The sequence below is a fragment of the Mesorhizobium sp. C268A genome (assembly GCF_040324475.1).
Lineage (GTDB): Bacteria > Pseudomonadota > Alphaproteobacteria > Rhizobiales > Rhizobiaceae > Mesorhizobium.
This window is the reverse complement of the sequence record NZ_JAMYVX010000001.1, coordinates 2,172,757-2,193,490: the sequence shown is the minus strand read 5'-3', so window position 1 is coordinate 2,193,490 and position 20,734 is coordinate 2,172,757. Positions and strand designations below refer to the sequence as shown.

The 20,734-nt window shown below is 59.8% G+C and carries 6 protein-coding genes and 4 pseudogenes; 4 read left to right on the top strand and 6 right to left on the bottom strand.

The features are described from left to right. The first annotated feature begins 2 nt into the window (after nucleotides 1–2). Nucleotides 3–995: pseudogene (locus NKL06_RS10565) on the top strand (IS110 family RNA-guided transposase). Nucleotides 996–1,334: 339 nt separating this feature from the next. Here NKL06_RS10565 and NKL06_RS10560 read toward each other — a convergent pair. The 4 genes and pseudogenes from NKL06_RS10560 to NKL06_RS10550 form a co-directional block, all read right to left on the bottom strand. Beyond that, nucleotides 1,335–3,494: a peptidase domain-containing ABC transporter gene (locus NKL06_RS10560; protein WP_023693582.1), complete on the bottom strand. Its 2,160-nt coding sequence runs from the start codon at nucleotides 3,492–3,494 to the stop codon at nucleotides 1,335–1,337. Nucleotides 3,495–3,526: 32 nt separating this feature from the next. Beyond that, on the bottom strand, nucleotides 3,527–4,612 hold the full coding sequence (locus tag NKL06_RS10555; protein ID WP_023693583.1) for an HlyD family secretion protein: 1,086 nt from the start codon (nucleotides 4,610–4,612) through the stop codon (nucleotides 3,527–3,529). A gap of 619 nt (nucleotides 4,613–5,231) precedes the next feature. Further along, a pseudogene (locus NKL06_RS32690) lies at nucleotides 5,232–5,421 on the bottom strand (hypothetical protein). A gap of 70 nt (nucleotides 5,422–5,491) precedes the next feature. Continuing rightward, a pseudogene (locus NKL06_RS10550) lies at nucleotides 5,492–6,738 on the bottom strand (ISL3 family transposase); the annotation flags it as partial. 202 nt (nucleotides 6,739–6,940) lie between these two features. Between NKL06_RS10550 and NKL06_RS10545 the strand changes: the two are divergent. Further along, the gene (locus NKL06_RS10545) at nucleotides 6,941–7,186 is read left to right on the top strand and encodes a hypothetical protein (RefSeq protein ID WP_084567634.1); all 246 of its coding nucleotides are present in this window, start codon (nucleotides 6,941–6,943) and stop codon (nucleotides 7,184–7,186) included. Between the two features lie 316 nt (nucleotides 7,187–7,502). Here the strand turns inward: NKL06_RS10545 and NKL06_RS10540 are convergent, their stop codons facing one another. Both NKL06_RS10540 and NKL06_RS10535 read right to left on the bottom strand, forming a co-directional pair. Then, a complete protein-coding gene (locus NKL06_RS10540; protein WP_352580250.1) occupies nucleotides 7,503–9,920 on the bottom strand; it encodes a two-component system VirA-like sensor kinase in 2,418 nt (805 codons plus the stop codon). Between the two features lie 757 nt (nucleotides 9,921–10,677). Further along, nucleotides 10,678–11,054 (bottom strand): annotated as a pseudogene (locus NKL06_RS10535) (type IV secretory system conjugative DNA transfer family protein); the annotation flags it as partial. Nucleotides 11,055–12,124: 1,070 nt separating this feature from the next. Here NKL06_RS10535 and NKL06_RS10530 point away from each other — a divergent pair. Both NKL06_RS10530 and NKL06_RS10525 read left to right on the top strand, forming a co-directional pair. Next, a complete protein-coding gene (locus NKL06_RS10530; protein ID WP_352580248.1) occupies nucleotides 12,125–15,727 on the top strand; it encodes a Ulp1 family isopeptidase in 3,603 nt (1,200 codons plus the stop codon). After that, nucleotides 15,631–20,631: a Ulp1 family isopeptidase gene (locus NKL06_RS10525; protein ID WP_352580246.1), complete on the top strand. Its 5,001-nt coding sequence runs from the start codon at nucleotides 15,631–15,633 to the stop codon at nucleotides 20,629–20,631. Before NKL06_RS10530 ends, NKL06_RS10525 begins: the two co-directional genes overlap by 97 nt. Nucleotides 20,632–20,734: the final 103 nt, after the last annotated feature.

The window sequence follows — 20,734 nt, the reverse complement described above, 5'->3', positions numbered from 1 at the left end:
CCGTGAAGTATTTTGCCGGACTTGACGTGTCTTTGGAAGAGACCGCGATCTGTGTCGTCGACGAGAGCGGCCGGATCGTGAAGGAAGGGCGGGCGGCGAGTGAGCCGATGGCGCTTTATGAAGCCTTGCGGAAAATCGATCTGCCGCTGGAGCGCATCGGGCTCGAAGCCTGCTCGCAGACGGCCTCGCTTTATGACGGTATTCGCGCCCAAGGATTGCCGGCGATCTGCATCGAGACCCGGCAGGCGAACGCGGCGATGAAAACGATGCCGAACAAAACGGATCGCAACGACGCCCGCGCCTTGGCGCAGATCATGCGCACCGGCTGGTATCGGCAGGTGCATGTGAAGAGCCAGCAGTGTCGGCTCTGGCGATCCCTCCTCGTCGCACGACGCACGGTCCGCAATGAAATGCGGACCATCGAGAACGTCGTCAGGGCGATTCTGCGGGAGGCCGGCATCAAGCTCGGCACTCCAGGCCGCGCAGCCTTCGCCCCTCGCGTGCGCGAACTGATTGGCACAGATACGGTCATCATGGCGCTTGTCGAGCCGCTTCTGGCGATCGTGGCAACGATGTTGCGCGAGTTCGGCGACTGACAAAGCAGGTCCTCAGTATCGCCCGCAAGGAGCAAGTCTGCCGGCGCCTCATGTCCGTGCCCGGTGTGGACCCATCACCGCGCTCGCCTTTCGTGCCACGGTCGATCAGCCGGACCGCTTTCGCCGATCGAGGGATGTCGGAGCGCATTTGGGTCTGACCCCGGCACGCTATCAATCTGGCGAGACGGACATTCAGGGCAAGGTAAGCCGATGCGGTGACGAGCTCGCCCGCACGGCCCTCTATGCCTCAGAGCGTGGGGTATGAACGTCGCCAAGCGGCGCGGTATGGCCCGAGCCCGAGTTGCTGTTGCCCGGAAGCTCGCTGTCATCCTGCATCGCATGTGGAGCGATGCGACAGAATTCCGCTTTGGCAAGGCACCCGGCCCCGTATCGGCATGAAATACGGGCTAACGGACCAACGAAGGAGGAGTTGATTCCGCCCGAAGGGGCGTGATCCGGATCGTTCCCGCGGGGACGATGGGCAAGGCGATCTCGTTAGCAGGCACGATCCTGGGCGAACTCTACCAAGGTCGTTCAACAGATTGAGACACCTCGCTCTACTGACCCCATCATGCGGCGGCTTAACGTCGACCGCGAAGAGAAGCGAGTGACCCGCGGGGCGACATGGTCCGGAAAAATATCAGGAGGAGCTTGACCTCAACGACCCCAATCAGAGAAGCCTGCTAGGTCTCGATGGCCGGGGCTGGCGGTGATCGATGCGCTACGGCACCGTCGTGGTTAGCTGGATCCGGTTTGCGCCCGCCACAAGCGTGCGTAAGCACCTTCAGTTGCCAGCAGATCAGCATGCCTCCCCTCCTCAATAAGCTGTCCCTTGTCGAAGACCACGATCTTGTCGGCCCTACGAATGGTGCTGAGTCGATGAGCGATGACGATTATGGTCTTACCGGCCCGACGAAGATCTTCAATGATTCGCAGGACAAACCCCTCGGCTATCGAGTCGAGAGAGGAGGTCGCTTCGTCGAGGATCAGGATCTCCGGATCCCGGTACAGAGCCCGAGCCAACGCAAGCTGCTGCTTCTCGCCGCCGGAGAGGCGTACACCATTCTCGCCCAAATAGGTCTGGAGACCGCCGGGCCAGCGCTCGATCAGCTCTCGTAGCCCTATTTGATCGCAGATGTGCAGGATCTTCTCGATGTCCGGCTCGAACTCGCCAAGGGCGATGTTCCCGATCACCGAGCCCGAGAACACATCGACCGATTGCGGCACAGCAGCGATAGCCTTGCGCACGGACACCGTTGAGAGATCCTGGAGGGCAAAGGGACCGATCCGGATGCGTCCGCCCTCAAGCGGGTAGACATTCTGCAGCAGCGCCGCAAGGGTGCTCTTGCCCGAGCCGCTTTCCCCCACCACGGCCGTCATCTCGCCCCGGCGGAAGATGAGGCTGAGATCGTGGAAAAGCTCCGGCTGCGAACCATGGCGGAACGTGACGTTCTCCAGGCGAATATCACCAAGGTCGGACTTTGTGGCATCGATGCCGCCGCCGCTTGTCTCCTGCTCCAGGTCGAAGATCTCAAACAGGCGATCCGCTGCGATGAAGCCATCCTGAACGATCCGATTAGTCTGGATCAGATTGGCGACCGGCCGGATGACATAGCCGAGTAACGTATAACAGGACAGTAACTCGCCGGGCGTGACGGTTTGATCCAGGGCAAGCGTCGTTCCGAACCACATCAGCACGATGGTGAATAGGGTCGAGAGGAAAGTCGAGGCATTATCCCCGAAGATCGAGATGAGACCGGAACTGTAGACGGAGTGCAGCATCTTGATGAAACGGATCTCCATCTTGAAGCTGGCGAAACTCTCCACGCCGGAGGTCTTGATTGTGGAGACAGCTCCGAGGGATTCCACCAGCTCCGCCTCCAGGTTTGCGGCATCCTCCATAATCGCGCGCTGGTGCTTCCTATTCAGCCGGTTCATGGTCCAATAGACCAAGAGATACAGCGGAATGGAGACCGCCACGACCAAGGCGATCTTCCACGAGTAGATGCACATCAGCCCGAACGAAAATAGAATCATCAGCACGTCAACGAATATGCTGATTGAGACGTCGTTCAGGAAGCTCCTGATCTTCACGGCGTCGTTCATCCGGGCGATGATTTCGCCCATGCGCATGCTGTCGAAGAACTTCTGGGGCAGGTTTAGGATGTGCTTGTAGTAGCCGAGGATCAAGTGGACATCGATCTTCTGCCCCGTTTGCAGGATAAGCCGGTTCCCGAGGAGATTGATCAGGATCTGCGCCACCAGGATCACCAGCATGACGAGGCTCATCAGGTTGAGCAGGTTGCGGTTGCCCGCTGTGATCACATGATCGACGATCTTCTGGACGTAGATTGCCGTCGAGAGCCCGAGTACCGTCGTCACGAGCGCCCCGGCGAGAGCCTGGGCCATCACCGCCTTTTGTGGCGCAAGCAGACGCGCGAACCGGGCAAGCGGCGTAATGGTCTCGTCGCGGCGCTTGAAGGTGGCTGCCGGAACCAGGAGCACCAGGACGCCAGTCCATTGCGTCTTGAATTCCTCGTGCGGCAGCTTGCGGATTTCGCCATAGGCTGGGTCCATGACGGTGACCCACCTCGTGTCGATCGCCTGGATGACGACGAAGTGGTGAAGGACGCCCTTGACGACGACGTGCGCGATAGCGGGCTTGGGGATCTTGTACAGGCTGTCGAAGCCACCCTTCACTCCCTTGGCGACAAAGCCCAGCTTCCGGGCCGCTTCCGTGAGGCCCAGTACGGTAGTGCCGGAGCGGTCGGTCGAGGCATACTGGCGGATGCGCGACAATGGCAGCTTGTGACCATAGAAGGCTGCGACAGAAGCAAGACTGGCAGCTCCACAATCGGTGATGTCGTGCTGCTTGAACTTGATAACCTTGCTCGACATGGCGGCTCGCTGGCTGTTTGGATAGGGAAGGATTAGTGGCCCGCCAGGAGGGGATTGAGCCAATCGTCGGCCTCATTGTAGAGGAGTTGCAGAAGAGTGCGTTCTGCCACGAGGAAGCGGGCCCGCACGGTCATGCCCTTCTTCAGATGACCGATGACCCCGTTCTTGAGTGCGAGATGGGTGCGAGAGAGTGCGCAGCGGACCTTGAAGACCGGGCTCATGTCGTGGAGGGTGAAGTCCTGCGCTACGCCGAGCACTGTCGCATCGATGAGACCCCATTGATTGTAGTTGAAGGCATCCACTTGGAGCCGCACCGACTGGCCCTCCCGCACGAAGCCGATGTCTTTGGGGGAGACGTAGATTTCCGCCACCAGTTCGTCGTCCGGCGAAACCCAAGCAACGGTTTGCCCGGCCTGGATGTAGCTGCCGGGGGTCAGGCCGGTGAATTGCTCGAGTGCGCCTGACACGGAGGCCCGAATGTGGGTGAGATCCCGTTCCTTCTCGAGCTGATGCACGGCGGCCGTGAGTTCCTTGAGGCGCAGGGTAAGGTCGAAGAGCTGCTGGTTCCATTCGGCGGATTTGCGCCGGGCAAGGATCTCCCCCTGAACCTCAATGTTCTGGAGGGCGAAAGCCTTCTCGTCAACGGCCTTTGCGGGCGTCGCAGCAGCGGAGAGCAGTCGCTTAGCGCGGTCGAGTTCCGCCGCGGCATTACTGCTGGCATATTGGTTCTCCCGCAGCAGGTTGAGAAAATGCGCCCGCTCCGCCTTGGCGGACTCGGTCAGGAGGAGGATCGGGTCCTTGGCCTTCGTGCCGGAGGAGATCAGGGTTTCGAGGTCACGGGCAAGATCACTCTTAGCGCGAATATCGCCTTTATACGCCCTGAGCTTTTCCTCAACCACCTCATCATCAAGGGCGAGAATCTCCTGCCCCTGGGCAACCAGATCGTTCTCAACGGCAAGGATACGGGAGATGCGTCCGGAGACGGGTGCGACCAGGGGCGTCTTCTCGAGGGTGGGGCGAATGATACCGGCACTTTGGACCGAGATCGCTATGGTGATGAGTGGCAGCGACACCAACGTCGCAACCACAGAGAGCAAAATCAGCCGATAGATGATCAAAGATCGTCCTGATCGTCGGGAGAGAATGCTCTCTGCAGTGTAGCTGGCAATTTCAGGAGAAAGGGTATTTAGCTTGCACACTAATGTTCTAACCGTGTCTCTTCCAGTGCCTCGCCGCTACCAGTATAGTCGCAGCCACAACGCCAATTAACCCCGCCACCGCGAAAGCTATCGCCCCAAAAAAAGCCCACCCGCCCGAAATTGTGGATGCGTCTTCTGGAGCCAATTCAGTCACACCATAATCTGACAGATCGACCTTCATTGCTATCTCCTTTCCTAGAGATCAAATAAGATGAACCAGTCTGCCATTTAGCGGCTTTGCCGCCGTACAACCAACATCAAGAGTCGTGCCAACTGCACAGGAAGCGACCCAGAAAACTGTTCTGGATGTTATTCAATGGCTTCACTGAGAGCGCGGCGGCACGCCAGCCAGACGTCACCGTGTCGCGGATTCGACAAACCCGACACTGGTAGGGGCCAGTGCGGGTAGGTGAGCTCTGCCTGCATGGAGGATATATTTCGGCCAAGCATTCTGCCGAGAGAACCGGCCTGTCCGGAACAGCATCTGGAACACGCTGAGCAGCTTGCGGCAGTGTGGTCTTGTGTAAGCGCCCGATTGTTACCGCGGAGATTTCGCTTTGATGCGTGCGATGATGTCTGGCTCTGAGACGAAGTCTTCGAGGAAATCGTTTCCAGTCATTGGTCGCATGGGCGCCCGTGCCGTCGTAAACGCTGATGAGACTGCCGTAGCACAGATTGTCGCCGTTACAGACGATCGCCTCCAGGAGTTCGGGGTCCTCTCCGAGCATTTTCGCGAAGTGATTGATTGTGTTTCGGCGTGGAATAAGGGGTCTGACGCACTCTCGATGATATTTTCTTTCAGGCAGCACCGATCAAACGTGCTTGGAGGAGGTCGGCCGTACATCTGCCGTTTTACAAGCTTGACCTTGGTGATCTGTCCTTCCGTCTGCCCGTTGGACCATGGCTCGGTGATCGCGGCGCGGACGGCAGCACGGTCGCGAATGATGCCATTGGGGAAAGACGCAATGAGGCTTTTGCTGGCGTCGGCGATCCACGGCTCGAGCTCATGGGCGACTTTCTTGCGGATCATGGAATGGAAACCAGCGATCAGATTGCGTGCTTCCACCAGCATGGGCACACCCGCCTCGATGACAGCGATCATCATAGTGTCGGTTTTGTTCAGTTGATCGCGCGCCGTCGTCATTAACCGTGCGATCGTTCTGGCTGATGGCACCTTGTGGAGTTGCTGATCGGATGCCTGTTCGGCGCGTCGTCGTCGCCTTGCCCATTCGCTGACGACACCCAGACGTCCCCGAAAGCCCTTTGTCTCCAGCCGTCGCCAAAGCTCGCTTGCATTGTGGCAACCAGATTTCCATTGCCCTTCCAGCAAGGGCAGCCAGGCTTCGAGTGAACTCTGGCGGGCGCGGAAAATATCGGTCCGCTGGCCACGGACCACCTGACGGACCAGCTTACGGCTGTGGCCGGTGCGACGCACGATCTCCTTGATGGGGATGTCTTCGCTGGCAAGTTTCATGATTGCCGCATTTGTCTCCTCGCGCCGCAGATAGCCTTCGTATTGCCGCTTCTCCGCGTAGGTGAGCAGATCGGGATTGACCGTCGTAGCGCCGATCGCAGTTCGGATTGTCCGCATCGCGGACGGCGTCGAGGAAAGCCGCACTCGCATTCTTCATGAGATGCCAGCGGTCGGCGACCTGAACCGCTTCGGGCAACGCCTTCGCAGTCGCTTCACCGTAACCGCCGCCGCGGTCGCGCGAGACGGTTTCGATCTGAGGATGGTCGGCGAGCCAGCCCTCGACGGTGGCAACCTCACGATCAGGCAACAGTGTCACGATCCGCCGCCGCTCCAGATCACAGACGATCTTGCCGTAACGATGGCCGCGACGGAAGGCCCAATCATCAATGCCGACAACTTTGAGAGGATCTGTTTGCAAACAGGCCCGTCGCCGCACCACCCGCAGCAGCGTGTCATTATTGACCGGGACCATCAGCCGCTTCGCAAAACTGGCCGCCGGCCGGCCGCCGAGCGCCAGCCCAAGATGATGAACGATACACTCCAATCGCGAGGTCCGGCGGGATCGCTCGGCGACATGCCCTCAAGCTGTCGTCGGCGGCGAAGGGTGAAAACGTTGTGATCACGATCCTGAAGGATGAAGGGCCACTGCTTGATACAATCGAGCCGGCGCCCGGCGTCGTTTGCACAAGCCCTGTTCAAACTTACCTTGATTTGGTGATATCCGGGGAGAGGGGACAGGAGGCCGCTGACCATTTGCGGCAGGAGAAATTGCAATGGCTCCAGTAGTACCGCCCGATCCGCAATCGGCCGCCGACTACGACGACCGCACCACCGCGGCCGTGAAATCGGTTCTACTGGAAATTGGTCAGATACTCGGCAGTTTCAAAGGGGCGGCGATAGCCTTGTCGGGGCAGCGAGGAGCCGTAGCCGATGATGAACGCACAGGAGAAGTCTGGCGTGAATGGGGCGATGATTGTCGAGCTTTGCTCTCGAGTCATTTCGTCAACCATCTTGCGTGACCGATTGGCGACCATCTCCTCGTCCCGACCTTATATTACCCGTCGCCTGTCGCCGCCAGCGCGCAGTGACTTGTCAAGGATGGAGGCCCGCAGACCCCATCGCGCGGCGACTTGTCCTTGACGGTCACGAGCACGGCGGCAGGTTTGCCGTGGTCGGGGAGCCCTTCCTTGGGCGGAAGCCCACGACAGTGTTCGAGAGGAACTCGCCATGAGCCGGGTGCGCAGAGATCGTCCGACGCTCTTGTATTTGCTGGATCCCAGCCGGCTCCGCCTCCGACTGCCTCGGTAGCTCGGTATCCTGAGCGCGTCGGCGGCATCATGCCATTATCATCCTACGAATTGCATGCTCCATCGTCCTGGACGAGACCGGTTTGGCTAGCCAAAGGACGAAGGTCTGATTACCAGATGTGATCGGCATGGGGTCGCTTCCACCAACGACGATGATGGGCACCGTCATCAGGGTGGTACGTACGGCTTCGGGCTGTCCTGGCCCGAGGAAAGTCGCTTTATCGAAAATTAGGAGGTCGGCTGCCTTCCCGCTCTCGATCCAGTCGCAAAGACTCTCGAAGGTCGCGAAGCCGACCGGCCTATAACCCAGCGCGGCGATCTTATCCTTGTAGATCTCCAACGCTGCTGGATCGGGGTCAACGACTGCAATGATTTCTCCGTTGCCAAGTGATCCATCGCATGGGCCGAAAGCGCTATCAGCTCTGACCTGCTCCTCAGCGCAGGCCGGTAAGTAGAGATCGAAGCGTGTACCTCGGCCAACAGCCGAGGTGACGTCAAGGCATCCTGCGAGCGCGCTCACATGGCGGTCCACTGCAGCAAGACCCAGTCCGGTCCCGCCGACGCGAGAGCGCGTGGTAAAAAAGGGCTCAAAGATATGCGGAAGCACCGAACTTGCGATTCCTTGGCCATTGTCGCTGATGGAGAGGAGAACGTAATCTCCCGGTTTCAAGGTGCCCTTAGCCACGGGCTTCGTTTGACAGACGTGAGCGCGAGAAACGCTAATCTCGACACGGCCCTCATTCAAGAGAGCCTCCGACGCGTTCTTGCATAGATTCATAAGGATCTGCTGTATCTCGGTCGGGCTGCCCTCGATCACCGTTTGCCACTCGTTGATCTTGAAGTTCAACTGAACATCCGCACGAAGTGTAACCCGCAGCAATGGCGCGAGATCCATTACACTCTCCGAGACGTCGAAAGGCATCGTCACGCGCTTCCGAGCTCGGCTTAGTGACAAAATTTGATCAATAATCAGCTTGGCTCGGTTGCTGGCCAAGATAATTTGGCCGATGTGGCCCCGAATTCTCGAGGGGCGGCGCACAAGACCTTTAGCCATCTCTGCGTAGCCGACTATTGCTCCTAAAACATTATTGAATTCATGTGTAACGCCGCTTGCGATTGTGCCGACAGCCGTCAGCCTTTCCGCATGCTCCCATCGACTCTCAAAAAGGTTACGTTCCGTGTGTACACGTTGCATTTCAAGATGGTTGCCTAAACGCACAGTAGCGCTCGCCAGAACCAGGAGGTCGTCTGTGGAGGGTGGTGAGCGATCTCCTTCAAAAACAAGGATACAAACGGCAGCCTGCTGATCGGAGGCCCTGCAACCAACAATTTGACAAACACCGGTAGTGCCTACGGCAGTCCGAACCACTTCCGACGCCGGAACGACGCGAAACACTGGCTGTTCCGGGTGTACAAGTGAGACGACTTCATGGATTAGCGTGGCGTTCCAGACGCGCATGCGCTTGTTCGCGACAAAGTACTCGGTATTCCTGCTGATACTCGGATCCACCAGAGCAAGCGCGCATTGATCTGCATCGAAAACGCATTGAATGAGTCTAAGCGCTGCTTCGGTGGAGAAGCGCCGCGAAGCCTTCGTTGCTTGACTGTCGATGAAACAAGCTTCGATCTCACTCATCGCCGCTTCAAGCTCTAACCGCCTTTCCAACCGGTTCGTCCGCACATGCAGCGTGGAGGCTCGAATGGTCGCAAACAAGCAGAGGCATATGGACACCAAGCCAAAGAAAAGTCGTGTACGCTGCGCTTGCGCGCTGGCGAAGCTGTAGGCTTTCAGATGTTCTCGCTCCAATTCGGCAGCCTTGGCGAACGTGTCGAAGGATGGGATCCGATTGACAGCGCGGTCCAACCTCAACATTGAGGACAGGATAGCGCGGCCCTCGCGGGCAACATCCTCCGTGACTTGGTCCTGGCTAGGAGGAAGTCGGCGGAGAGACTGATCGATTTGTAATGCGAGGCTGAATCCCGGTCTGGCCGAAAATTGAAGGATCAGATTGGAAAATTCAGGCCTGTTCGACACTCCCCCCCGAAGGCGATTAGCCGAGCGAGCAAAGCGTACCAGAGAGCTTTGCAGAAGCTCATTTTGCGCGGCCGAGGCCGAGATGGCAGCTTCTGTGTTTTCGAGGGAATTTTTGAGCTGTGCAACCAACCTGGAGTGCACCCCGGAGCTCTCATTGGGCGAGATCTCAACAAGGCGTTGGTAGTTTTGAAGGTTCCTTTTAATGCCTGCCCGGTAGAAGCAACGGAACGGAAGTCCAATACCATGTCTGCGCGGGCGACGTCTCGCTGGAGCAATGCGTAGTTGATCTGAATCGTCCGCAGTTCGCTTAGGACCGCCTCGTTGATCTGGGGGTCTTGCCACTGTATCGCGACCAAGAGCGCGACCGAGGCCACTAGGGCCATTACAGAAGCTTTGTCGGTACTGAGCCATTTTTCCCAAACGAACGGCGTTTGATCCGCGGTGCGTGCCTTGCGAAGGTCCGATTTGAATTCTAGCTCCCCATCGCGTCGGTGTGCGGCCGGATGCTGCTGGAACAGGAAAGCCAAGTGTACCTCTCCCCTCAAATAGGCGGTGTAGACGCCGTTGCACTCTGCCCCCATGGCCCGCTGACCTTCCATTGATTCGCGGGCGTTTCGACCTCGACGGCGAGGCGGCAGCACAAGGCGGGCAACTGATCGCAGTTTTCGGAACTGGTCTTCCGAGAGATCATCGAAGGGGCATACAAGCGCACGCCTGCAGCAGCCGAGGATGATACCGGTCGGTCAAACGCAACTGGCGAGGGCCGGATCTGCTGTTGGCTGGCAGCTAACACTGGCGGGGCGGCGGCCTCAACTCCGGCGTGCCTAGAGCCGGCTGCTGCGAAAGCGTCCGACACGCTTCCCTTGGGGTCATCCCGTCCAGCGGGCATCCTTGGATCGCTGAAAAAAGACGAGGCGGCTTGATGATCCTGCCCTCGCTGAAGCAACTCGCGAAACCCCTTTTCCAGTCGCAGAAGCTCATCTGGACCGGTAGGCGGCTCGTCAGCTCGACCATCGAACAGCGGCCGGAGCGCCTCGGACACGTGCTGCTCAAAGCCCACTCGCCGGGCCTGGACCGCTTGCCCGTCTTCCAAGCCGGCGTCCTGCACCTGCGACAAAGCTGTTACACGGGATGGATTACTATTTCGCGGGTTCATACTAGCCTCACATCAAACTGTATCGTCAAAGTCCTGCGCCAATTCACACAGCGGGTCATCGAGTTGAGATTCTGCGGAGAGCGCCTCCTCTGCTCCCGTCAAGGGCGCCGGCTCCGGGAGGGCGCCTGTCTGGCTTTCAAAGATGCGTTTCAGAATGCGATCCGAAAATATCGCACCTTCCTCAATTTTAATGGTGGCAGACCTTTGATGAGAACAATCTCGTAGTCGTCATCGAGCAGCCGAACCTGTTCGGGACGCAATAGCGGTGCACCTTGACGTGAATTCTGAATGTTCCAATCGAACGTTCGCGCCTGGCTGTAGGAAATCGATTGGGCTTGAAATGTGAATCCACCGATAGCTTTGGAAATGTAGTTCGGAGTCTCGTCATCTACCTCGATGTTCCTAGAAGCGCGCCGGCAGCCCGGGCGGGGGGCTTGGGGTTAGACTGCAAGCGCACGCCACTCATAAAGAGCGGCCTCTTTTCGCGGTTCGGACACCCATAGTCAACCCGGCAACGTCTGGATGCCCGCTGTGCTTTTTGCAGAGCGGCGATGCCGGGCATATCGGCCGATCCTGTCTAGGATGGTGTGGCCACTCTCGTCGGCCGAGTTGATGCTCCAGCCAGTATCGCCTTGCCGACCAGCATGAGTTCGCCGTTAGCAATCCATCGTTGCGAGCCGAGACCGAGGTAAAAAGCGCGTGTTATCGACTATGTAGCTGACGCTCCCGCTGACGCAGGGTTCCCGCCATTGCCTCGAGGACTACCTCGAAATGAAATACCTCTGCACGGGCGGCATCTGAAGCATGGGCTTGCAGGGCTCGCAGACCGGTAAACCAGCGAGCCATCTCCAAATATGTGAATTGTGGATTGCTCCTCGACGGGAGCTGAGGGGCGGCTCCGCAAGCCTTACGACGCTCTTTGCGAGCCGTAGCTGCCGAGCTGGCAAAAGGCCGGGCTACGTCGCGCCAGCGCAATCGGCGCGCAGAAAATTAGGCCTACCCGCTCCGGGACCGCGGACCTCGTCAGCTTCTCGTAAGTATGCCCGAGTAGGTTGCTCAGCTGATCTGTGGACGTGAGGCTAGCGTGAACCGGCACAAATTTGACCTATCCAATGTAACAGGTTGGCGGCAGGTGCAGCCCCCGGCATCTCAAGAGCAAGCGGCACAGGCCGGGCAAGAGGGCTTTGAGCAGCGCTCGGGCGAGGCGCGCCAAGCCGCTGCCCAAATTCCCGCCCCCGGCGTTCCGGCTCTGCCAGACCCGTTCCATCCTCATCCGTCTCAGGGAGACCTGAGCCTCATCGAAGGCGCGGCCCCATGGGAAGCGCAGCCCATGATGCAAGGGAGCGGACAAGAACACGCCGCGGCGCCGTACGCCGGAGGCAGTGGGTCGATGCTAGGTGCCTCGGTGCTGCAGCCGGGTCACTCAACGGCGCGCCATCATCATGCGCCGGATTCGTCAGTGGGTGATCTGAATCCTTCCGCACCGTTCGAGTTGCGTGACCATGCTCGTTCCCCCGTGCCGGCGGCGGTGCAGCCAGATCCTCCAGTAGTGGTCTCCGACGGTCGCGGCTGCAAGCGTCCTCTTTATTCCAACGATGCGACCGTTGTCGAACGGCTGAGGTCACTCTACGCGGGTAAGGCCAAGGAGGAAACGGTCAAGCGCCATGTAAATTCTCTTTACGGCTTTGGTCGTTGGCTCTTTAAAAATAACAAGCCGGGATTTGCTGCTCGGCTTCACGAGGAGTCGCTGGATGAAGATCTCAAGGAGTACGAGAGCAGTGGTGGCTCCTCGACTGTGGCTGTGGCACTGCGTCGTCTCAGAGAGTCGGCGGGCGGAGTGCCAATGGTGGGCCGCGCTGTCCTGAATCCCGACCCTGCCGACGCCGTGCTCATCAAAGAGTACAAAGCGGCTCTCATCAAAGAGTACAAGGGAGCGCCTGCGACCGGGCCGAATCGCCAAACCATTCACGACTATGGAGCTACTCTTAGACGTTTCAGTGAATACCTGGTTGAAAACAACAAGCCGGGGATTGCGGCTCGGCTTCACGAGGAGTCGCTGGATGAAGATGCCAAGCGCTATAAGGACTCCAGTGGTGACCGGAGGATCATTGCACTAGCTCAACTCCGGAAGTTCCTGCCGTCCGCCGCACTCGGGCGCGAAATTGCCCTTGCTGCTCGTCCGGAAGACGCAGTCGGCATGGAGGCTCGTGCCATTGGGGACGCCGCTGCGCAGCACAGCGGGCCGCAGAAGGCATTGGGTCGGCCAGAGAAGCTCCCTGGGGAAGCTAATGAAGACGCCGCTGTTCTGCCATCGTCTTTCGTACCAACTGGGCACCATCACCAAGCCTCGGATCCCGCAGAGTCCTTTCGTCCCCTGATCTGGCGCGACGGCGACCAGCGCGCGCCGGACGAGCGGATCGCTGCACAGGACAGGAGCAACCTGGTACCAAGCGAGGAGGTGCCACTGAGGCCACCGGAATTCGCTCCGCCCAGCTTGCGGGCGGGGAATTCCGCCTCGCCAGAGCTCTTTCCTGAGGGGATGTCCCCCGCGGTCGAAGGGTTTTTTGGTGTTTTCGGCGACCCCAGCGGGCGGGTGCTCGGCGCATTGCAATTGCTAGGCGACGAACATATCCACAGGGATTACCAGCTCCTGGAGCAGGAGTTGCAGGGGAACAATCCAGAACTCGCCGCCCGGACGCGGTTCGTGGATCCCCTCGTAGCCAATTATCATCTGCGCTTGGGCTCCGAGAGCGACAAGCTAAGCGCATTCCAGCGCATCGTCCATAATCAGAACGGTAACGACACAGCCGACTTCCTGTTCGTGCCAGTGAGCGATGGCGGTAAGACTCTTGCGGAGCGCGGCAAACATTGGTCGCTGCTGTTCGTTGATCGCAGCGACCGGGAACGGCCGGTTGCCTATCATTATGACTCCGTCAGCGGATGGCATGACAAGCTTGCAAAACACCTCGCAGAAAGGCTGGGCGCCAGCCTGGAGACCCGCGTGGACTTACCCCGCATCGCCCAGCAGAGCAACGAGTGGGATTGCGGAGTCTACGTGGTGGACGGCACGCGGGCGCTGGTTGGGCGATTGCAAAGATGGCAGCCAGACCTGCCAGACCTGCCAGACCTGAACCTCAACAACCTCGTCGTCAATCGGCAGGCACTACAAACCCGACTCATGGGTGACGATACATCTGGAACGGCAAATTATCTCACGAACTTTGAACTCATGGACCGACAGGCGCGAGACGCGGTTAAGGAAAGCCCCGTTGGGACGTTTCACCAGCGGATCAAGCGGCTCGGCCAGTCAGCGCGAGCGTTGCACGACAGAGCCCTGGCTCCAGTCGCGCCGGACCAAGGCAACCCAGACTCGGTGTTCGTACGGGACGTTGTTCCCGGGGAAACACGCCATCATCATGCGCCTGATTCGTCAGTGGTTGATCTGAATCCCCCCGCACCGTTCGAGTTGCGTGACCATGCTCGTTCTATGCCGGCGGCGGTGCAGCCAGATCCTCCAGTAGTGGTCTCCGGTCGCGACAAGCGTCCTCTTTATTCCAACGATGCGACCGTTGTCGAAGGGCTGCGGTCAGCACTCTATGCCGGTAAGGTCGGGGAGCGCACGGTCACGGACCATGTAAATTCTCTTCTCGGCTTTGGTCGTTGGCTCTTTGATAATAACAAGCCGGGATTTGCTGCTCGGCTTGACGATCCGTTGCTGGATCAGGATCTCAAGGAGTACCAGCGCGAGAGTGGCTCCTCGAACGTGGCTAGAGCACTGGGTCGTCTCAAAGAGTCGGCGGGCGGAGCGCCAATGGTGGGCCGCGCTGCCCTGAATCCCGACCCTGTCGACGCCGAGCTCATCAGAGATTACAAAGCGGCTCTCATCAAAAAGTACGAGGCAGAGCCTGCGACCGGGCCGAATCCCAAAACCACTCAGGACTATGCGGCTACTCTTAGACGTTTCAGTCAATACCTGCATGAAAACAGCAGGCCGGGGATTGCGGCTCGGCTTTACGAGGGGTCGCTGGATGAAGATGCCAGGCGTTATTTGGACTCCAGTGGTAACCGGTGGATCAGTGCACTAGCTCATCTCCGGAAGTTCCCGCCGTACGCCGCACTCGGGCGCGAAATTGCCCTTGCTGCTCGTCCGGAAGACGCAGTCGGCATGGAGGCTCGTGCCATTGGGGACGCCGCTGCGCAGCACAGCGGGCCGCAGAAGGCATTGGGTCGGCCAGAGAAGCTCCCTGGGAAAGCTAAGCAGCTGAGCGAGATCGGCAATTCAGGCGCTCGCGTGCTGATGCAGGCCCCCACCCATCAAGTGGGTGCATTGCCATGGGAGGCGCAGCCCATGATGCTGGGGGACGAGCACCTGGCACCGCATACCGGAGGCAGTGGGTCGATGCTGGGTGCCTCGGTGCTGCAGCCGGGTCACTCAAGGGCGCGCCATCATGATGCGCCGGATTCGTCAGTGGTTGATCTGAATCCCCTCGCACCGTTCGAGTTGCGTGACCATGCTCGTTCTGTGCCGGCGGCGCCTGCCGGGCCAGCGTTCGCCAGGGCTGAGGAGACGCCCTCCGCGGTTGGCGAGGCCGCGGTGGTCGAAAGGTGGGCTCGGTTGCAAAAGCAAATGGACGAACCAGTGCATGATCCCGGCCCTCAAGTGGATACATCGCCATGGGAGGCGCAACTCATGGTGCAAGGGAGCGGACAAGAACACGCCGCGGCGCCCTACGCCGGAGGCAGTGGGTCGATGCTGGGTGCCTCGGTGCTGCAGCCGGGTCACTCAACGGCGCGCCATCATGATGCGCCGGATTCGTCAGTGGTTGATCTGAATCCCCCTCACCGTCCGAGTTGCGTGACCCTGCTCGTTCTGTGCCGGCGGCGCCTGCCGGGCCAGCGTTCGCCAGGGCTGGGGAGACGCCCTCCGCGGTTGGCGAGGCCGCGTTGGCCGAAAGGTGGGCTCGGTTGCAAAAGCAGAAGGTCGACGCTGATTTGTCGGGATATTTCGACTCGATTCCGCACGCGGACCTTCTACGATCGCCATGGGAGGCGCAACTCATGACGCAAGGGAGCGGACAAGAACACGCCGCGGCGCCCTACGCCGGAGGCAGTGGGTCGATGCTGGGTGCCTCGGTGCTGCAGCCGGGTCACTCAACGGCGCGCGATTCGTCAGTGGTTGATCTGAATCCCCCCGCACCGTTCGAGTTGCGTGACCATGCTCGTTCTGTGCCGGCGGCGCCTGCCGGGCCAGCGTTCGCCGGGGCTGAGGAGACGCCCTCCGCGGTTGGCGAGGCCGCGGTGGCCGAAACGCTGGCTCGGTCGCAAAAGCAGATGGTCGACGCTGATTTGTCGGGATATTTCGACTCGATTCCGCACGCGGACCTTCTACCATCGCCATGGGAGGCGCAACTCATGCAAGGGAGCGGACAAGAACACGCCGCGGCGCCCTACGCCGGAGGCAGTGGGTCGATGCTGGGTGCCTCGGTGCTGCAGCCGGGTCACTCAACGGCGCGCCATCATGATGCGCCGGATTCGTCAGTGGCTGATCTGAATCCCCCCGCACCGTCCGAGTTGCGTGACCCTGCTCGTTCTGTGCCGGCGGCGGTGCAGCCAGATCCTCCAGTAGTGGTCTCCGACGGTCGCGACAAGGGTCCTCTCTATTCCAACGATGCGACCATTGTCGAAGGGCTGAGGTCAGCATTGGAGAGCACGGTCAAGCGCCATGTAAATTCTCTTCTCGGCTTTGGTCGTTGGCTCTTTGATAATAACAGGCCGGGATTTGCTGCTCGGCTTCACGAGGAGTCGCTGGATCCGGATCTCAAGGAGTACGAGAGCAAGAGTGGCTCCTCGGACGTGGCTAGAGCAGTGGGTCATCTCAAGACGTGGGCGGGCGGAGCGCCAGTGCTGGACCGCGCCGCTGTCCTGAATAATCCCGACCCTGCCGACGCCGCGCTCATCAGAGATTACACAGCGGCTCCCATCAAAGAGTACAAGGCAGCGCCGACCGGGCCGAATCCCGGTACCATTCAGACCTATGGATCTGCTCCTAGACGTTTCAGTGAATACCTCGTTGAAAACAAAAAGCCGGGGATTGCGGCTCGGCTTCACGAGGGGTCGCTGGATGAAGATGCCAAGCGCTATAACAACTCCGGTGGGATCAGTGCACTAGCTCATCTCCGGAAGTCCGAACTCGGGCGCGAGCTCCCTGGGAAAGCTAATGAAGACGACGCTGTTCTGGCATCGTCTTTCGTGCCAACTGGGCCCCATCACCAAGCCTCGGATCCCGCAGGGTCCTTTCGTCCCCTGAGCTGGCGCGACGGCGACCAGCGCGCGCCGGACGAGCGGATCGCTGCACAGGACAGGAGCAACCAGCTATCAAGCGAGGAGGTCCTCATCAACCGTGAGCATGATACAGCGGAGTTGAGACCAGCGAAGAGGCAAAGGCCCCTGAACAGTCGTCTGCAGGACGTTGCCACTGAGCCGCAGCTGAGCGAGATCGGCAATTCAGGCGCTCGCGTGCTGATGCAGGCCCCCACCCATCAAGTGGGTGCATTGCCATGGGAAGCGCAGCCCATGATGCAAGGGAGCGGACAAGAACACGCCGCGGCGCCGTATGCCGGAGGCAGTGGGTCGATGCTGGGTGCCTCGGTGCTGCAGCCGGGTCACTCAACGGCGCGCCATCATCATGCGCCGGATTCGTCAGTGGTTGATCTGAATCCCCCCGCACCGTCCGAGTTGCGTGACCATGCTCGTTCTGTGCCGGCGGCGGTGCAGCCAGATCCTCCAAAAGTGGTCTCCGGTCCCGACAAGGGTCCCCTCTATTCCAACGATGCGACCGTTGTCGAAGGGCTGAGGTCAGCTTACGCGGGTAAGGTCAAGGAGAGCACGGTCAAGCGCCATGTAAATTCTCTTCTCGGCTTTGGTCGTTGGCTCTTTGACAATAACAGGCCGGGATTTGCTGCTCGGCTTGACGAATCGTCGCTGGATCAGGATCGCAAGGAGTACGAGAGCAGGGGTGGCCCCTCGGAGTACGAGAGCAGGGGTGGCCCCTCGATCGTGGCTAGAGCACTGGGTCGTCTCAAGACGTTGGCGGGCGGAGCGCCAGTGGTCGACCGCCCTGTCCGGAATCCCTACCCTGCCGACGCCGCGCTCATCAGAGATTACACAGCGGCTCTCATCAAAGAGTACAAAGAAGCGCCTGCGACCGGGCCGAATCGCGGTACCATTCAGGTCTATGGATCTACTCTTATACGTTTCAGTGAATACCTGCATGAAAACAAAAAGCCGGGGATTGCGGATCGGCTTCACGAGGGGTCGCTGGATGAAGATGCCAAGCGCTATGTGAACTCCGGTGGTAACCGGAGGATCAGTGCACTAGCTCATCTCCGGAAGTTCGCACCCGGGCGCGAAATTGCCCTTGCTGCTCGTCCGGAAGACGCAGTCGGCATGGAGGCTCGTGCCATTGGGGACGCCGCTGCGCAGCGCAGCGGGACGCAGGAGGCATTGGGTCGGCCAGAGAGGCCCCCTGGGAAAGCTAAAGACGGGCGGGTGCTCGGCGCATTGGAATGGCTAGGCGACGAACATATCCAGAGGGATTACCAACTCCTGGAGCAGGAGTTGCAGGGGAACAATCCAGATCTCGCCGCCCGGACGCGGTTCGTGGATCCCCTCGTAGCCAATTATCATCTGCGCTTGGGCTCCGAGAGCGTCATGCTAAGCGCATTCCAGCGCATCGTCCATCAGAACGGTAACGACACAGCCGACTTCCTGTTCGTGCCAGTGAGCGATGGCGGTAAGACTCTTGCGGAGCGCGGCACCCATTGGTCGCTGCTGTTCGTTGATCGCAGCGACCGGGAACGGCCGGTTGCCTATCATTATGACTCCTACAACGGATGCAATGACAAGCTTGCAAAACACCTCGCAGAAAGGCTGGGCGCCAGCCTGGAGACCCGCGTGGGCGTATCCCGCATCGCCCAGCAGAGCAACGTGGTGGATTGCGGAGTCTACGTGGTGGACGGCACGCGGGCGCTGGTTGGGCGATTGCAATCGCAGCCAGATAACCTGAACCTCAACAACCTCGTCGTCAATCGGCAGGCACTACAAACCCGCCTCAGGGGTGACAATACATTCGGAACGGCAAATAATCTTACGAACTTTGAACTCATGGACCGACAGGCCCGAGACGCGGTTAAGGAAAGCCCCGTTGGGACGTTTTACCAGCAGATCAAGCGGCTCGGCCAGTCAGCGCCAGACGTTGCTCCCGGGGACCCATTTAAATTTCAAAGTCTTGAGAGCAAGGGGGACGCCGCTGCGCAGCGCAGCGGGCCGCAGGAGGAATACAGTTGGCCAGAGTATCTCCCCCCTGGGAAAGCTAATGAAGACGACGCTGTTCTGGCATCGTCTTTCGTGCCAACTGGGCCCCATCACCAAGCCTCGGATCCCGCAGGGTCCTTTCGTCCCCTGAGCTGGCGCGACGGCGACCAGCGCGCGCCGGACGAGCGGATCGCTGCACAGGACAGGAGCAACCAGCTACCAAGCGAGGAGGTCCTCATCAACCGTGAGCATGATACAGCGGAGTTGAGACCAGCGAAGAGGCAAAGGACCCCGAACAGTCGTCTGCAGGACGTTGCCACTGAGCCGCAGCTGAGCGAGATCGGCAATTCAGGCGCTCGCGTGCTGATGCAGGCCGCCACCCATCAAGTGGGTGCATTGCCATGGGAGGCGCAGCCCATGATGCAAGGGAGCGGACAAGAACACGCCGCGGCGCCGTACGCCGGAGGCAGTGGGTCGATGCTGGGTGCCTCGGTGCTGCAGCCGGGTCACTCAACGGCGCGCCATCATCATGCGCCGGATTCGTCAGTGGTTGATCTGAATCCCCCCGCACCGTCCGAGTTGCGTGACCATGCTCGTTCTGTGCCGGCGGCGGTGCAGCCAGATCGCCCAAAAGTGGTCTCCGGTCCCGACAAGGGTCCTCTTTATTCCAACGATGCGACCCTTGTCGAAGGGCTGAGGTCAGCACTCTATGCCGGTAAGGTCGGGGAGATCACGGTCAAGCGCCATGTAGATATTCTTTTCGGCTTTGGTCATTGGCTCGTTGAAAATAACAAGCCGGGGATTGCGGATCGGCTTCACGATTCGTCGCTGGATCGGGATCGCAAGGAGTACGAGATCTGGGGTGGCGGCCCCTCGGCCGTGGCTGGGTCACTGGGTCGTCTCAAGACGTGGGCGGGCGGAGCGCCAGTGGTGGGCCGCCCTGCCCTGAATCCCCACCCTGCCGACGCCGTGCTCATCAGAGAGTACACAGCGGCTCTCATCAAAGCGTACGAGGCAGCGCCGACCGGGCCGAAACCCCGTACCGTTGAGGTCTATGGGTCTGCTCTTAGACGTTTCAGTCAATGCCTGGTTGAAAACAAAAAGCCGGGGATTGCGGATCGGCTTCACGAGCGGTCGCTGGATGAAGATGCCAAGCGCTATATGAAAACCGCTGACATCAGTGCACTAACTCATGTCCGGAAGTTCGCACTCGGGCGCGAAATTGCCCTTGCTGCTCGTCCGGAAGACGCAGTCGGCATGGAGGCTCGTGCCATTGGGGACGCCGCTGCGCAGACCGCGGCACAAGCTCATGGCCACGCAGGAGAGCAGGGACCCATCTCTCGAGCTCAACAAGTCGCGCCAGCGCCGTTTGAACGGCACTTGGGCAAGAAGCGTGAGGCCCAGGACGGACTGACGAGTACACTTGACAGGAGCAACCTCGTGAACAGCGGGGGCGTCATCATAAACAATGAACATTACACAGCGCTGTTGAGACCGGCGAAGAGGCAGAGGACTGATAATCCGCAAAGCCGCGCCATGGGGCGGCAACTGAGCGAAGCAACCACGACGTCCATCAGCCAAGCCTCCGATCAAGCCCGAGCGGACCTAATGGCTTCCTTCAGAAGCAGGGAGCGCTCCGACGCGGGGCGTTGAGCTCCATGGCTGGGGTCAAGCAGAACAGCTCTCTTGACGACAGAGGCGCTGATGCGATCTCCGGACCGGTAGCTCTCGCTGTAATTGATCAGGCTGGTACTGT